Origin of the sequence: Pseudomonas deceptionensis, from assembly GCF_900106095.1 — a bacterium.
Classification (GTDB): domain Bacteria; phylum Pseudomonadota; class Gammaproteobacteria; order Pseudomonadales; family Pseudomonadaceae; genus Aquipseudomonas; species Aquipseudomonas deceptionensis.
On record NZ_FNUD01000002.1, the window covers coordinates 1,129,662 to 1,145,700 of the forward strand.

Below are 16,039 nucleotides of genomic sequence, written 5' to 3' on the forward strand. Positions count from 1 at the left end.
AGAGACGTTATTATGTTACCTGTTTCAGCCACCATGAGTGCTCATCGTGCCCCGTCTTTTTTCTCTTTTTCTTGCTCTAAGCGCCAGTTTGCTTGCGATTGGCCCGGCCCAGGCCGATGTCAGCGTGCTGACCAGCATCAAGCCCTTGCAGCTGATTGCCGCCGCCGTGCAGGACGGTGTGGGTCAGCCGGAGGTGCTTTTGCCACCTAACGCATCACCGCATAACTATGCATTGCGCCCATCCGACGTACGGCGTGTGCAGTCGGCCGATCTTTTGTACTGGATCGGCCCGGACATGGAAGGTTTCATGCCGCGGGTAATCAAGACCCGTACATTGCCATCGGTGACGGTGCAAAGCCTGCCAGGTTTAAAACTTCGTCATTTCGCCGAAGATAGCCACTCGCACGAAGAAGATGCCGCCGAACATGATCACGATCATCGCCCCGGCACGCTGGATGCGCATTTGTGGCTGGCCCCGGACAATGCACGGGTGATTGCGGCCAGAATGGCGGCGGACCTGAGCGCCAAAGACCCCGCCAATGCGGCCAGGTACCAAAGCAACCTCAAGGCATTCAATGAGCGCCTGGATGCACTGGACGCCCGTCTGAAGCCCCGTATGGCCGCGATTGCCGACAAACCGTTCTTCGTCTTCCACGAAGGTTACGACTATTTCGAAAGCGCTTATGGCCTCAAGCACGCGGGTACGTTCAGCGTGGCTTCCGAAGTGCAGCCCGGTGCCCAGCACGTAGCGGCAATGCGCAAGCGTTTGCAGGAAGCGGGCAAGACGTGCGTATTCAGCGATCCGCCACTGCGCCCGCGCCTGGCTGACACCTTGACGGCAGGGCTGCCGGTCAAGCTGGCGGAGCTGGATGCGTTGGGCGGCTACACCCCCGCGACAGCGCAGGGTTATGAGCAGTTGATGGAAAAGCTGGGCAATGAGCTGGCGGGGTGTCTGGAAAGTTTGTAAGCCAACTGCAAGTCTTGTAGCCGCTGCCGCAGGCTGCGATGGTTCGCGAAGCGACCCTGCTTTCGGGTTGAAAGCAAAGGTCCTGCGAACCTTATCGCAGCCTGCGGCAGCGGCTACAGATTTGGTGTTTTTTACAACGCGAACGGCAGTTGTACGGTCACCGTCTGACGCAATGCCAGGCGCTTTTCAAACTCGCCCGGATCGTGAATCAGCACGTCCTGCCCGGCAAAGGAATGTGCCGCAATCAGGCGCGACAACCAAAACCGTACACAGGCAACGCGCAGCATGGTTGGCCACAGCTCGGCTTCGCTGGCGGTGAACGGGCGCAGTGCGGCATAGGCGCCGAGCAGCGCGCGCGCGCGCGGGCCGTCAATCTTGCCGTCTTCGTCAGCACACCAGTCGTTCAGGGCAATCGCTACGTCATACAGCATGGGGCCGGAGCAGGCGTTGTAAAAGTCGATCAAGCCTGTCAGGTGTGTGCCTTCGAACATGGCGTTATCGCGGAACAGGTCCCCGTGCAGATTAGCCTGAGGCAGCGCCAGGATCTGGGCCTTGCGCTCAGTGATTTCGCTCAAGGCCTTTTGCAGCAATTGTGCCGAATCAGGTGACAAATCTGCCATCAGTGCGGGCCCTTCAGCCAGCATCCAGTCCAGACCGCGGTCAGTCTTGCGCACCAACACGTTGTGGCGGGTGGCGGTATGCAAGTGGCCGAGCAAATCGCCCACCTGGGCGCAGTGCTGGGCGTTGGCCTCGCGAATGTGTTTGCCCGCCAGGCGCGGCTGCAACAGCGCCGGCTTGCCTTTGAGTTCGCGCAGGGCCTGCCCGTCCTGCGTGCGCAGGGCATAAGGCACCGGCAAGTCGGCATCGTGCAGCACGTCCAGCAGTTCAATAAAGAACGGCATTTCGCTGATCGGGCCGCGCTCCACCAGGGTCAGGACAAACTCACCCTGCTCCAGACTGATGAAGTAGTTGGTGTTTTCGCTGCCAGCGGCAATCCCCTGGAAATCGAGCAGACGGCCGAGCCCGTAAGGCGCAAGGAAGGCTTCCAACTCGCTGCGAGTCAGTGGGGTGAATACAGACATGGTTTAAAACTGCCAGTACGGGCGCCGCATCGAGTCGGCGCCGATTAAAGTTAAGACGCTATTTCCATTCGAAGATTTTCCACGAAGGAATCAGCATATCCGGCTGGTCGGAACGGATGAAATTGGCATCAGTACCATCAGCGCGTACCAGAAAGTACGGCGGTGCTCCTTTTGGGGTGACCTTGATGGCATATAGGAAACCGTTTTGACGGTATTCCTGAATGGTTTTATCGCCTTCCGTGCGAATGGTTACTTCTGGATCATCAGCCGCAAAGGTTAACAGCGGAGTGAATGCAAACAAGCCGGTCAGCAACAGGCGATTGAGTGTGCGCATGATAACCTTGTCCCTTTGTCGTCATTGGTCCGGACATTCTAGCGCCGGACTCGCCGAAAAGGTTGATCCTGCTCATGAGCCAAGCTCCCCTCGTCCTGGTGGACGGTTCTTCATATCTGTACCGCGCCTTCCACGCGCTGCCGCCGCTGACTACGTCCAAGGGCTTGCCTACGGGCGCCGTGAAGGGCGTGCTGAATATGCTCAAAAGTCTGCGAAAACAGTATCCGGACAGCCCCTTTGCAGTGGTTTTCGATGCCAAGGGCGGGACATTTCGCGATGACATGTACGCCGAATATAAGGCCAATCGCCCGAGCATGCCCGATGACATGCGCGTGCAAATCGAGCCGTTGCACGCCAGTGTGATCGCGCTGGGCTTCCCTTTGTTGTGCGTCGAAGGCGTTGAAGCGGACGATGTGATCGGTACGTTGGCCCGCAGCAGCGCCGCGGCAGACCGCCCGGTGGTGATTTCGACCGGCGACAAGGACATGGCGCAGCTGGTCGATGGCCATATCACCTTGGTCAACACCATGACCGGCAGCGTGATGGACATTGAGGGCGTGAAAGAGAAATTTGGCGTCTCGCCCGAGCAAATCATCGATTACCTGGCGCTGATGGGCGATTCGTCCGACAACATTCCAGGCGTGCCGGGTATTGGCCCCAAGACCGCCTCTGGCTTGCTGATGGGTGTAGGCGGTGGTCTGGCCGATCTGTACGAAAAGCTCGATATCGTGCCGACCTTGTCCATTCGAGGTGCTAAAAACCTGCCGGCCAAGCTGGAAGAGCACCGGGAAATGGCGTTTTTGTCGTACCAACTGGCCACGATCAAGGTCGATGTGCCGTTGGATGTTGGTCTGGAAGACCTGCACCTCAAGGCGCCGGATTGCGACAAACTGATCGAGCTGTACACCGAACTGGAATTCAAAAGCTGGATTGCCGAAGTCGAGCGCGAGGCCAAGCGTGTCGGCCAGGTGATTGTGCATGAAGCGCCTGAAGCCCTCGCCGAAGAGGAGCAGCAGCAATACGAAACAATCCTCGACCAGGCACGTTTTGACGTTTGGTTGAAGAAACTCAACGACGCCAAATTGATTGCCTTCGACACTGAAACCACCGGTCTTGACGCGCAGCAAGCGCAATTGGTGGGTTTGTCGTTCGCGGTCAAGCCTGGCGAAGCGGCCTACATTCCATTGACCCACTCTTATATGGGCGTGCCGGAGCAGCTGGACCGCGACACCGTGTTGCGTGCCCTCAAACCGTTGCTGGAAGACCCGGGCAAAGCCAAGGTCGGCCAGCACGCCAAGTACGACATCAACATCCTGGCCAATTGCGCCATTGGTGGTGATCAGGCGTGCGGGATCATGGTGCAGGGCGTTGCCTTTGACACCATGCTCGAATCTTACGTACTCGATTCCACGGCCACGCGCCACGATATGGACAGCCTGGCGCTCAAATACCTGGGGCACACCACCACCAGCTTCCAGGACATCGCCGGTAAAGGTGCCAAGCAACTGACCTTTGACCAGATTTCCCTGGAGCAGGCCGGGCCATACGCTGCTGAAGATGCCGACGTGACCCTGCGTTTGCACCACGTGCTGCATGAAAAGCTGGCCGCGATCCCGAGCCTGAACACCGTACTGACTGATATCGAGATGCCGTTGGTGCCGGTGCTGGCCCGTATCGAGCGTCAGGGCGCACTGGTGGATGCCAACCTGCTGGGTATCCAGAGTGTTGAGCTGGGTGACAAGCTGGTTGCGCTTGAGCGTGAGGCTTTTGCCATTGCGGGTGAAGAATTCAACCTGAGTTCACCCAAGCAGCTAGGTGTGATCCTTTACGAAAAGCTCGGTCTGCCGATTCTCAGCAAAACTGCCAAGGGCCAGCCTTCGACCGCTGAAGCCGTGCTGGCCGAGTTGGCCGAGCAGGACTATCCGCTGCCCAAGGTGCTGATGCAGTACCGCTCGATGAGCAAGCTCAAAAGCACTTACACCGACCGCCTGCCAGAGCAGATCAACCCGCGTACAGGCCGGATTCATACGTCTTATCACCAGGCGGTCACGGCGACCGGACGTTTGTCCTCCAGTGATCCAAACCTGCAGAACATTCCGATTCGTACCGCGGAAGGTCGTCGGATCCGTCAGGCGTTCGTGGCACCCAAAGGCTACAAACTGCTGGCGGCGGACTACTCGCAAATCGAGCTGCGGATCATGGCGCACCTGGCCAAGGACGAAGGCTTGCTGCACGCCTTCCGCAACAATCTGGACGTTCACAGCGCCACGGCTGCCGAGGTCTTCGGGGTTGAGCTGGGTGATGTCACTACTGACCAGCGCCGCAGCGCCAAGGCAATCAACTTTGGCCTGATCTACGGCATGAGCGCGTTTGGCCTGGCCAAGCAGATCGGTGTGGACCGTAAGCAATCGCAGGCTTATATCGATCGTTATTTCGCACGTTACCCGGGTGTGCTGGACTACATGGAGCGCACACGCACCCAGGCAGCCGAGCAAGGGTATGTCGAAACGATCTTCGGTCGCCGTCTGTACCTGCCGGAAATCAACGCGAAAAATGGAGCACTGCGCAAAGGCGCAGAACGGACCGCGATCAACGCCCCGATGCAGGGTACGGCGGCCGATATCATCAAGAAAGCCATGGTGGCGGTGGACAACTGGTTGAGTGCGTCAGGCCTCGATGCCCGCGTCATCTTGCAGGTACACGATGAATTGGTGCTCGAAGTGCGCGAAGACCTGGTGGATCAGGTGCGCGATGAAGTGCGTATCCACATGAGCGAAGCGGCGAAGCTTGATGTACCGCTGGTGGTCGAGGTGGGTGTGGGCAACAACTGGGATGAGGCGCACTAAAACGCGCCGCACCCTGTAGCCGTTGACGGGGCACGAAAGCTGCGACGGGTTGCGAAGCAGCCCCGGCATTCTCAGGTAGTCAGCGGTTACAGGGTTTCTTGCGATAATGCTCGAACAAGAAGGGCTTATTCCAAAAGGTTTTTAGCCTTTGGGAACTAAATCGACCCATCGCCACTCAGATTTATTGAATGGGTGGTGAAGCCCTTCAAAGCTCCTAATGTTGTGTTAAGTGTTGGCAGATATCTGGACCCCGCCCTAGAGGTCCAGTACTTGAACCCCGAACTTCCGGTCCCCCCCGTGCGAAGTTCGGGGTTTTTTTTGCCCGCAACTCCTTACTCGCCGGCCTCAACCAGCTCTTCGCCCTTGTTCGGCAGTTCCATCCAGCGTGCAAGCACGGTATACGCCTCTTCCAGACCCATGCGCTTTGGGGTGGAGAATAGCTGGATAGTGACTGCGTCGCCCCACTGCTTGCGAATATCTGCCTGAATTTTGAGCAATGTATTTTTGGCTGCGCCGTACGTCAGTTTGTCGGCTTTGGTCAGCAAAATATGCATCGGCATGCCGCTGGATACAGTCCAGTCGAGCATCAACAGGTCGAAATCGGTCATTGGATGACGGATATCCATCATCAAAATCACGCCTCGCAGGCTTTCACGGCTGCCAAAATAGGCTTCCAGGTGACGCTGCCAGTGCAGCTTCAGCGGGATTGGCACCTTGGCGTAGCCGTAACCCGGCAGGTCGACCAGGCGACGCTCTTCGTCCAGCTGGAAGAAGTTCAGCAGTTGAGTACGCCCTGGCGTTTTCGACGTACGCGCCAGGCTGGCGTGGGTCAAAGTGTTGAGTGCGCTGGACTTGCCGGCATTGGAGCGGCCGGCAAACGCGACTTCGTAGCCTTCGTCGTCGGGGCATTGATCGACTTTGGCAGCGCTGAGCATGAAGGTAGCCTGTTGGCACAGACCGAGAATGGGGTTCTTGAGTTGCATGGGATTTCCGATGTGAGCGGCGTCAGGAATGGACGCGGCGAGCGTGTCGTTTCCGTTTCAGTGGCGCCAGTATATAATGCCGCAGATTTTGTGTGCGCTTTGTCCCAGCGTAGGATGAAGTACACGGGAGCGAAAAACCTAGGTTGCGCATTAGAACGCAGCAAGCTCCCAACCCTGAAAAGGTCGTTTTATGACGAAATGGCTGCTAGCTGCCGGTATCTTGATGCCACGTTACAGCGCTCAGGCTACACAGGATCCGGAAGCCGTGTACAACCGCGTTTGTATTGTCTGCCATGCTGGCCAACGTAGGGCCAAGGTTTGAGCAAGGTATGGAGGCGCTGGTGCAACACGTGACCCAGGGTTTCAAGGCGATGCCGCCGCGTGGTTTGTGCATGGACTGCAGTGTCGAGGATCACCGAACTGTCCTACAGTGGATAAGCGAGTGAGCCCGGCCCATAACTCTTTAACCCTTAGCCGTAGTTGGATTAGCTGATGAACAAATTACTCGTGAGTCTGCTGTTGACCTTGGGCGTCACCGGTATTGCCCAGGCTGCAGGCACCGCTCTTGTAGGCGATGCTGCTGCAGGCCAGGCAAAAACCGCTGTGTGTGGCGCATGTCACGGTCCAGACGGCAATAGCATGGCCCCAAACTTCCCGAAACTGGCCGGGCAAGGTGATCGTTACCTGCTCAAGCAGTTGCATGAAATCAAGGACGGCAAGCGCCAGGTGCTGGAAATGACCGGCCTGCTGGCTAACCTGAACGATCAGGACCTTGCGGACATCGCGGCTTACTACTCCAGCCAGAAAAGTTCAGTCGGCGCTGCTGACCCGGCACTGGTTGCACAGGGCGAAGCGCTGTTCCGTGGCGGCAACCTTGAAAAAGGCATGCCAGCCTGCACCGGTTGCCACTCGCCAGACGGCCAGGGCAACGCAGCTGCCGGCTTCCCGCACCTGGGTGGCCAGCACGCAAGTTACATCGAGAAGCAGCTGACGGATTTCCGTGAAGGCGATCGCACCAACGATGGTGATTCGATGATCATGCGCGGTATTGCGGCCAAGATGAGTAACAAGGACATCAAGGCACTGGCCAGCTACATTCAAGGCCTGCACTAGGTTTTATACGGTCAGCGGGGCCAGGGGTTGATACATATGGTCACGTTAACGATCGTTTAATCCTTGGATGTGAACCTCAAAGGGCAGCTTCGGCTGCCCTTTTTCATGGCATCTGCCGTTACACTACAGAACTCAAGCCAGAACGGACCTGTCTGAATACAGGTCACGTTGAAGCGACCTTATCTGCCCAGGAGTAAAGCATGCGTAATCTGATCCTCAGCGCCGCTCTCGTTAGTGCCAGCCTGTTTGGCATGACCGCTCAAGCTGCCGAACCGCTTGAAGCGGGCAAACAATATGTAGAGCTGAGCAGCGCCGTTCCGGTTGCCGTGCCTGGCAAGATCGAAGTGGTTGAACTGTTCTGGTATGGCTGCCCGCATTGCTTCGCCTTCGAGCCAACCATCAACCCGTGGGCTGAAAAACTGCCGGCGGATGTGAACTTTGTGCGTATCCCTGCCATGTTTGGCGGGATCTGGAATGTTCATGGCCAACTGTTCATCACCCTTGAAGCCATGGGCGTTGAAAACAAGGTCCACAAAGCGGTGTTCCAGGCCATTCATGACGGCAAAAAGCTGGCTACCCCTGAAGAAATGGCCGAGTTCCTGACCGGCGAAGGCATCGATAAAGACAAGTTCCTGAGCACTTACAACTCGTTCGCCGTCAAAGGCAAGGTTGAGGATGCCAAGAAGAAGGCTCAGGCCTACCAGATCTCCGGCGTACCGACCATGGTTGTCAATGGCAAATACCGCTTCGACCTGGGCACTTCGGGTGGCCCTGAAGGCACGCTCAATGTTGCCGATCAGCTGATCGCCAAAGAGCGAGCAGCGAACGCTAAAAACTAAGCGGCGCCTTCTTCCGTGCGCGGCTGGAAGAGCGAACGAATCGTTGGCCTGCATGAACCGCAGGTCAACGAGGACCATCTGGCAGCTTGCGGGATGCCGGATGACCGGCGTTTGCGTTTGCTCAGTTTCAATATCCAGGTCGGTAACAGCACCCAGGGTTACCGGCACTACCTGACCCGCAGCTGGCAGCATGTGCTGCCACACAAGGGCAGGGCCGGAAACCTGGAACGCATCGGCGACTTGTTGGGCGACTTCGATCTGGTCGCCCTGCAAGAGGCGGACGGTGGAAGTCACCGTTCCGGCTACATCAATCAGGTCAAGTACCTGGCCCAACAGGGCGAATTCCCCTACTGGTATCAACAACTCAATCGCAATCTCGGCCGCCTGGCCCAGCACAGCAACGGGCTGCTCAGCCGTCTGCGCCCCAGCGCGATTGAAGATCATCCCTTGCCCGGCCCTGCGGGTCGTGGCGCGATTCTGGTGCGTTTTGGTGAGGGCCCGGATGCATTGGTGGTTGTGGTCATGCACCTGGCACTGGGGACAAAAACCCGCACCCTGCAGCTGGCCTATATTCGTGAGCTCATTGGTGGCTATCAGCATCAAGTGCTGATGGGCGATATGAACACCCATGCCAACGACCTGCTGCACACTTCGCCTCTGCGCGACCTCGGTTTGCTGGCGCCGCAAATGGAGGCTACTTTCCCCAGTTGGCGCCCGCAGCGTTGCCTTGATCATATTTTGCTTAGCCCCAGCCTGACCCTTGAACGGGTGCAGGTGCTGAACCAGCCTATTTCTGACCATCTGCCAGTAGCGGTCGATATACGCTTGCCCGGCTCTGTCGGCGTTGATTCGCAGCTTGTGTTGAGACCACCTGGCATTGAGCCCAAGGCATGAGAGACGACGCAGCTCACTGGAAAGAAAAATACCTCAAAAGTATTGAACAGCAGGACACGCTTGAGCGCCGCTGGAATACCCGTCTCGATTTGCTGCGCCGTGGGCTGGTGCGCAGCACCCTGGCGGCGGAAGGCACCGACCGGACTGTCGATCAGTGCATGAAGGAAATGCGCGAAGCAGTGCGCACCAATGAGATGGACGCTGCCCTGGCCGCCTTGTTGCCACGCCTGGAAAAAGCCGTGCTCGACTCCGAGCAGCGCCGCGAGACGCGGGTCGAGCAAGTCAGCGAGGCGCTCAATAGCCTGGTTACCCAACTGCAAGCTTTGCCGCTGCCCCGTGAAGTCAGCAAGCCACTCAAGGCATTTGCCAAGCAGCTCGAAAACCGGGTGGCCCACGCACGTGAAATACCATTGCTGCTGGGAGAGCTCAGCCACTTGCAAGGGCAGGCACTGGCGCCACAACTCAATGGCTCAAGCCCGCCCCGTCCGGGGTTGTTGCAACGCTTGTTCGGGGGCCACGACGCCGATAAAGCGCCAAGCGAACCCAGTGAAGCTGTAGTGCCACCGGCTGTTGCCAGACCGCTGGCAGCGCCCTCGCCAGAGGTTGCGCCGCGGGCCGTCATTGAGGTCGCCCCTGCGCAAGTCAAAGCCCCGGAGCCGCAGGTTGTGCCTTTGGCCGACGCTGAGCCCCAACCGCTCCCTGAAGTTGAGCCGGAGCCTGAATCCCTGGTTCCTGAAGCGCCTGTAGAGCAGGCCGCTAGCGGTGCGCTGGAGTCGGTTGTTGCGCTGGTAGACGCAGAAAACAACCTGCCTGAGGCGCGGATCGAACTGCCTGCCCTTGCAGCGATCGACAGCCCCGCCCCGGTCGTAGATGACATTGATGCGGTCTATGCCCTGCCTGAGAGCCCCGAGCCGTCTTACAGCTCGGTCGCGGCGCATATCGAAGCCACATTGCTTGGCTTGCTGAACGATCTGTCACTGCCCGAGCACCACCGGCCGCAGGCCGAAGCCATGCGTCGGCGTCTGGAAAAAGGGCTCAACTGGTACGAGTTACTGCCGATCCTCGATGATCTTGCCGTCTTGATGCTGGCCATCACTGACAGTGGCCAGCACGAGTTCGAGGCCTATCTCAAACAGCTGAACGGGCGTCTGGAATCGTTCCAGAACAACCTTCAGGCGGCCAGTGAGGGTCATGCTGAAGGTCAGTCCGCCGCCGACGATTTGCACGCCCAATTGCGCGAACACCTCGGCGGCATGCAAAACAGCGTGCAATCGGCCGTCGACCTGAACAGCCTCAAACACCTTCTGGAAAACCGCCTTGAAGGGTTGTTGAGCACGCTGGACCGGCACCAGCAACAGCGTAATGCCCGCGAGCAAGAAGTGTGCGCCCATCTACAAGGGCTGACCGAGCGCGTAGCGCACATGGAGCAGCAAGCCCAGGGCTATCGCGAACACCTTGAAGAGCAACGCCAGAAAGCGCTGATAGACCCCCTCACCGGGCTGCCCAACCGAGCCGCCTGGGGTGAGCGGCTGCAGCATGAGGTGCAGGCGTGGCAAACCCATGGCAACTCCTTGTTGATAGCCATGCTCGACCTTGACCACTTCAAGCGCATCAATGATGGCTATGGCCATCTGGCCGGAGACAAGGTGCTCAAGATCATCGCCGCGCAGTTGTGCAAACACCTGCGCCCCGGCGACTTTGTTGCCCGCTTTGGCGGCGAAGAGTTTGTGTTGCTGATGCCCGACACAACACTGGCGACCGGCCTGCAACAGGCCGAGAAACTGCGGGCGGCCATCGAGGCATGCCCTTTCCACTTCAAGGGCGAACCTGTGACCCTGACGGCTTCTATCGGTGTGTCAGCGTTCAAGGCCGGTGATCGCAGCGACCACGTGCTCAAACGGGCAGATGAGGCGTTGTATCGGGCCAAGGCCAATGGGCGCAATGGCGTTGAACCGTGCTCGTCAGATAATTAACAGAAGTGTGTAGTGGGTGTGTGCCAATAATTAAAGTTTGAGTGGTCGGTACTAAGTGCATGTAATGGATTTCCAGATGCTGGGTAGTACTTGTCGGTTTTTAAACTTTGCCGGTTAATATCAACTTTGCTTTCTTGACGCGCTGCGCGTGAGCGACTTATATGAAATGGCAGGCTGTGAAAGGTTACTTCTCCAGTAGCCGCAGTACTGTCATCGGTTTCTCAATCGGATGTTCATCAACAGTGCTCTGCTGGCGTATTCAGTCGATGTGGTGCCCTGCGCGACTCAAAAAGGTAATGTATGAAAACGTTAATCTCCTTGTTGTCCGTCCTTGTTTTAATGGCGGGTGCCGTCTCGGTTAATGCCGCGGCTAAAACACATATATATACAGCCTATATCAATAAAGATGGAACGTTGGCGGCTCAGTCGCCTCATTGGATTCAAGGCATCGAATATTCCAGTCAGCATAATTATGCTGCCAGTTATAAGGTTAAGTTGACGCCCGGTGCCTTTCAAAAAGCGCCGAAGTTCTGCGTGGTATCGACCGACGACACATCAAGTTATGAACACACACTGTATGGCATCGCAAAGCTGTCGGGCAAACCGACCCGCGAAGAGGTCAATGTCATTGGCCTGATGCTGGGGCTTGGTGGGCCGTCTGGCGACTCATCGATGAGCTTTTACCTGATGTGCAGTAAATAACAGCTGGCCCCTTGCTCTTGGCCGAGCAGGGGGCTTGCTTCAACCCGGTGCAGTACTTCAGCTGCGCGACAAGGGCAGTGAGGTATGCTTGAGCATTAACTGTTAGCTGTGTTGTCTTTGCCCATGAAATTATCCGCCCTGCTTTTGTCTATCGCTTTGCTGGCCGGTTGCGCCAGCGGTCCTCGCATGGACACCAGCCATCCTTCGATCAACCACGACAGCCGTGTGCAGTTCGTGGTGCTCCACTACACCTCGACCTCGCTGGAGCGCTCGCTGGAGTTGCTGACCCGAGGGCCTGTGAGCAGCCATTACCTGGTGGGCGATACACCGCCGACCATCTACAAGCTGGTGGACGAGAACCAGCGTGCCTGGCATGCCGGTGAAAGCCAATGGAAAGGCCGTACCTGGTTGAACTCCAGTTCCATCGGTATCGAGATCGTGAACAAGGGGTTCCGTGATACGCCAAACGGGCGAGTCTGGTACCCCTATACCGAAGGCCAGATCCAGTCTCTGATTGCGCTGCTTAAAGACATCTCGACCCGCTACAAGATCGACCCGCACAACATCATCGGCCACAGCGACATAGCCCCGTTGCGCAAGCTCGATCCGGGCCCGTTGTTCCCCTGGAAGCGTCTGGCCGATGAAGGCTTTGGTATCTGGCCAAACGCTCAGGCGGTCGCCCGCGAACAAGCCCTGTATGCCAACGCGTTGCCGAGCATTACCTGGTTCCAGCAGCAACTGGCGCTATTGGGCTACGAAACCCCGCAAACCGGTGAGCTGGATGTAGCAACCCGCCACGTGCTGGCGGCGTTCCAGATGCATTTTCGGCCTTCACGATTCGATGGCACACCCGATGCAGAAAGTGCGGCCATCCTGAAAGTGCTGAACACGCAAAAGGGCTGATCTGCGTACCCTCGTGCCTCGACAGCGACTACAGCAACGGCAGCGCCATGTAGAACTGTGTGCCTTGCCCGGGCCGCGAGTACGCCCCGATGCGCCCGCCATGCAGTTGCACGATCTCTTTGCACAGGGCCAGCCCAAGGCCAGCGCCGCCCTTTTTGCGACCTACTTGCACGAAGGGCTCGAAAATACGTCCTTGCTGGCCGTAGGCAATGCCTTCGCCATTGTCTTCGACACTGATGATCACCCGCTCACCATGGCGTCGGGCCTGCAGGCGAATCTGCCCGCCATCGGCGGTGTGGCGCAAGGCGTTATCCAGCAGGTTGTCCAGCACACGCTCCAGTTGGGCTTGGTCGGCATTCAGCCCGGGCAGTGGCGGCTGCAGGTCGATCAACAATTCGATGCTTTTGGCGGCTGCCCTGTCGGCGAAGCGGGCGCGGGCCTGTTCGAGCATTTCCTCGATATCGCAGGGGGCCAGCGTGAGCTTTTGCAGACCGTTCTGGTAGCGGGAGAAGTTCAGCAGGTCATTGATCAGCTGCATCAACCGCTGCATTTCTTCGTTCACCGTGTTGAGCAAATCCGTTTCACGGGATTGAGGATCAAAGCGCGCACGCTCCAGAAACAAGCCGAACGCCATATGCATGCCGGTCACGGGAGTGCGCAACTCATGGGAAGCGCGTAGTACGAATTCGCTGCGTACACGCTCAAAAGCGCGTTGCTCGGTCACATCATGCAGCACCATTACTGCGCCGAGAATCGGCCCTTTGGGTTGGCTGACCGGGGTCAGGCTGTAGGTCAGCAGGCGGTTCTCGCCCTCGATATCGACGCTCAGGTCTTCCGGTAGCCGTTCAAGGCTGCCGCCGCGCAGCACCGTTTGCAGCTGCTGGTCGAGTTCGGGGCGTTTCAACGCTTCACCCAACGGCTGGCCGAGACGGCTCTCGTCCCAGCCCAGCTGTCGCTGGGCTACCGGGTTCAAATGCTCAAGCCGGCCCTGCTGATCGATCATCAACAGTCCGTCATCAATACTGTCGAGCACCGCCTGAAGCCGTTGCTGGCCTGCCAGCAGTTCGTCGACATTGGTTGCCTGATGCTGGCGCAAAGCCTCGGCCATGATTCCGAAGCGCCGGGTCAGCAGGTTCATTTCAGTGGCAGACGAAAGCGGCAGCACCACCTCAAAGTTGCCCTTGCCGATGTTGTCAGCCGCTTTGGCCAGTGCCTCGATAGGTGCACCAAAGCGCCTGGCAATGCCATGGGCGGTAATAAAGCCGATGATCAGCACCGCAAGCCCGACCAGGCCCAGCAGGGAGGCGATGATCAGGGCCCGGTCACGGGCCGATGCCTGTGCGGCATAAATGGTGTCGAGTGCACGGCGGTGCTCGGTGATCAGGCCATTGCGCAACTGATTGAAACGGCTCGAAAGCTCGTTGTCGGTACTCAGGTTGAGTGCTTCGTTGTCGGCCTGATGGAGCGCTTGCAGAAAGTGGCTGTAGTCTTCCCGCGCCCGGGCAAAGCCACTGTGCAAATCGTTTTTGCGCTCATGCTCGATGCCTTCGTCGAGCAGTGCCAGATACTCCCGGGTCGATGCCTGTAGCGCCTTCGGGTCGGGCTGGTTGCGCAGCATCAGGATCAACTGGTCACCCAGGGACTGACGCAGCTTAAGGCCCAGGTCCAGGGTGATGAAGTTGTTGCGGATCAGCGCTTCCTGGGTCTTTGCCATTTGCATCACGCTGACGACGCCCAGCAGAAGCCCGAGCAGCGCCACCGTAATCAGCGCCGAAATGCTCAGGAACAGACGGGTGCGCAGCTTGATCGCCAGTTTCATCGGATGCTCACAGGTTGTACTGCTTACGTTTGCGATACAGCGTCGAGGCGTCGATGCCCAAGGTTTTTGCGGCCTGGTCCAGGGTTTCGCTGGTGGCCAGGACGGCGCCGATATGGGCTTTTTCCAGTTGGTCCAGGCTCAGTGCCGCACCGATACGCGGGGCATTGGGGGTGGTTTGCTCCGCCATGCCCAGGTGGCTGACTTCGACCACTTCCTGGGGGCAAATAATGCTCGCCCGCTCCACCACGTTGCGCAGCTCGCGGATATTGCCCGGCCATCGGTAATTGGCCAGCGCCAGGCGGGCTTCTTCGCTGAAACCACGGGCAGGGCGGGCGTACTCTTTGACGAAACGGGCCAGAAAGCGGTCGGCCAGGGTCAGAATGTCTTCACTGCGTTCGCGCAGCGGCGGCAGATGCAAGGTGATTACGTTCAGGCGGTAGAGCAAGTCTTCGCGAAAACGCCCGTCGCGCACCATGTCTTCAAGGTTGAGGTTGGTGGCAGCCAGAATCCGTACATCGGCGCGGCGGGTTACGGGGTCGCCGACGCGTTCGTACTCCTTGTCCTGAATAAAACGCAGCAGTTTTGGTTGAAGTGCCAGCGGGAAATCACCGATTTCATCCAGGAACAATGTACCGCCGTCGGCCTGGTTGACCCGGCCCAGGGTGCTTTCGCTGGCGCCGGTAAACGCCCCGCGGGTGTGGCCGAACAGCTCGCTTTCCATCAGCTCGGCGGTCAGGGACGGGCAGTTGATAGTGACGCAGGACTTCCTGGCGCGTTTGCTCCAGCCATGAATCGCCCGCGCGAGCTCGCCTTTACCAGTGCCGGACTCGCCCAGGATCAGGATATTGGCATCGGTGTCTGCGACCTGGCGGGCAGTCTCCAGCACCGCCATCATGGCCGGGCTGTGGGAGTCCAGACCGTCCTTGGGCTTGCGCACCTCACCTTCGAGGGCCTCAAGGCGGGCGGCCAGCTGGCGCACTTCCAATTGCTTGGCCGTGGCCAGGCGCAACTGGTCAGGGCTGCAGGGTTTCACCAGATAGTCTGCGGCACCGGCCTGAATCGCATCAACCGCGGTGTCGACGGCCGAGTGGGCCGTGACAATCACCACGCGCATCCAGGGGGCTTGAATGCGCATCTGTGCCAGCACATCCAGGCCGTTGTCCTCGCCCAGGCGCAGGTCCAGAAAGCACAAGTCGAACACCTGGCGCTGCAACAGCGCGTCGGCCTGTGCCGCGCTGTTGGCGGTGGCGACGGTGTAGCCCTCGTCTTCGAGGCAGTAGCGGAATGTACGCAGGATGGCGGACTCATCGTCGACCAGCAGAATGCGGCCCTGGTGCTCTTTGGCTGATTCCATTTCCTACGTTCCTTAATGAGTGATCTTGGTTAGTGTCGGAATAATCGGGCAAGTTGCATGATTATTCAGGAATGATTGTGGTGCTGGCATTCCCGTGTCCGGTCTTGTTTTTTAACTGCATGATTTTAAAGCGTTTTTATTTGGTTTTGAGCACGAAAATCAAATCGTGCAGGCCACTGCTGTCTGCGGCGTCAGCAATCCGGGCCACGCCAATGCGGTAATCAGTACAG

The 16,039-nt window shown here is 58.3% G+C and carries 13 protein-coding genes and 1 pseudogene; 9 read left to right on the top strand and 5 right to left on the bottom strand.

What is annotated here, in order from left to right; all coding sequences use genetic code 11:
• Positions 1-46: 46 nt before the first annotated feature.
• Positions 47-967, top strand: a complete 921-nt coding sequence (locus BLW11_RS05040) for a zinc ABC transporter substrate-binding protein ZnuA (RefSeq protein WP_048361333.1) — start codon at positions 47-49, stop codon at positions 965-967.
• A 131-nt stretch (positions 968-1,098) separates the two neighbouring features.
• Here BLW11_RS05040 and BLW11_RS05045 read toward each other — a convergent pair whose 3' ends face one another.
• Both BLW11_RS05045 and BLW11_RS05050 read right to left on the bottom strand, forming a co-directional pair.
• Complete coding sequence (locus tag BLW11_RS05045) at positions 1,099-2,049, bottom strand: homoserine kinase (RefSeq protein ID WP_048361332.1); 951 nt, start codon at positions 2,047-2,049, stop codon at positions 1,099-1,101.
• Positions 2,050-2,107: 58 nt separating this feature from the next.
• Positions 2,108-2,383 (bottom strand): DUF2782 domain-containing protein, encoded by a 276-nt coding sequence (locus tag BLW11_RS05050; RefSeq protein ID WP_048361331.1) that lies wholly within the window; start codon positions 2,381-2,383, stop codon positions 2,108-2,110.
• Between the two features lie 74 nt (positions 2,384-2,457).
• Between BLW11_RS05050 and polA the strand changes: the two genes are divergently transcribed.
• The gene (gene polA / locus BLW11_RS05055) at positions 2,458-5,229 is read left to right on the top strand and encodes a DNA polymerase I (protein ID WP_048361330.1); all 2,772 of its coding nucleotides are present in this window, start codon (positions 2,458-2,460) and stop codon (positions 5,227-5,229) included.
• 332 nt (positions 5,230-5,561) lie between these two features.
• On the opposite strand, the gene yihA is transcribed toward polA, so the two are convergent.
• A complete protein-coding gene (gene yihA, locus BLW11_RS05060) occupies positions 5,562-6,212 on the bottom strand; it encodes a ribosome biogenesis GTP-binding protein YihA/YsxC (RefSeq protein ID WP_048361329.1) in 651 nt (216 codons plus the stop codon).
• A 190-nt stretch (positions 6,213-6,402) separates the two neighbouring features.
• On the opposite strand from yihA, the pseudogene BLW11_RS23620 reads away from it, so the two are divergent.
• The 7 genes and pseudogenes from BLW11_RS23620 to BLW11_RS05095 all read left to right on the top strand — a co-directional run bounded on the left by BLW11_RS23620 (position 6,403) and on the right by BLW11_RS05095 (position 12,636).
• Positions 6,403-6,658: pseudogene (locus tag BLW11_RS23620) on the top strand (c-type cytochrome).
• Between the two features lie 46 nt (positions 6,659-6,704).
• Positions 6,705-7,325, top strand: a complete 621-nt coding sequence (locus BLW11_RS05070) for a c-type cytochrome (RefSeq protein ID WP_048361328.1) — start codon at positions 6,705-6,707, stop codon at positions 7,323-7,325.
• 200 nt (positions 7,326-7,525) lie between these two features.
• Positions 7,526-8,164, top strand: coding sequence for a thiol:disulfide interchange protein DsbA/DsbL (locus BLW11_RS05075; RefSeq protein WP_048361327.1), 639 nt, complete (start codon positions 7,526-7,528; stop codon positions 8,162-8,164).
• Between the two features lie 15 nt (positions 8,165-8,179).
• Entirely contained in the window at positions 8,180-9,058 is an 879-nt protein-coding gene (locus tag BLW11_RS05080) for an endonuclease/exonuclease/phosphatase family protein (RefSeq protein WP_048361326.1), read from the top strand.
• Entirely contained in the window at positions 9,055-11,031 is a 1,977-nt protein-coding gene (locus tag BLW11_RS05085; RefSeq protein ID WP_048361325.1) for a GGDEF domain-containing protein, read from the top strand. Before BLW11_RS05080 ends, BLW11_RS05085 begins: the two co-directional genes overlap by 4 nt.
• Before the next feature lie 300 nt (positions 11,032-11,331).
• Positions 11,332-11,733 carry a hypothetical protein gene (locus BLW11_RS05090; protein ID WP_048361324.1) on the top strand — a complete coding sequence of 134 codons (402 nt, stop codon included), beginning with the start codon at positions 11,332-11,334 and terminating at the stop codon, positions 11,731-11,733.
• 123 nt (positions 11,734-11,856) lie between these two features.
• On the top strand, positions 11,857-12,636 hold the full coding sequence (locus BLW11_RS05095) for an N-acetylmuramoyl-L-alanine amidase (protein ID WP_048361323.1): 780 nt from the start codon (positions 11,857-11,859) through the stop codon (positions 12,634-12,636).
• A 28-nt stretch (positions 12,637-12,664) separates the two neighbouring features.
• Here the strand turns inward: BLW11_RS05095 and BLW11_RS05100 are convergent, their stop codons facing one another.
• Both BLW11_RS05100 and algB read right to left on the bottom strand, forming a co-directional pair.
• Entirely contained in the window at positions 12,665-14,455 is a 1,791-nt protein-coding gene (locus BLW11_RS05100) for a KinB sensor domain-containing domain (protein WP_048361322.1), read from the bottom strand.
• A gap of 7 nt (positions 14,456-14,462) precedes the next feature.
• On the bottom strand, positions 14,463-15,809 hold the full coding sequence (gene algB / locus BLW11_RS05105) for a sigma-54-dependent response regulator transcription factor AlgB (RefSeq protein ID WP_048361321.1): 1,347 nt from the start codon (positions 15,807-15,809) through the stop codon (positions 14,463-14,465).
• Positions 15,810-16,039: the final 230 nt, after the last annotated feature.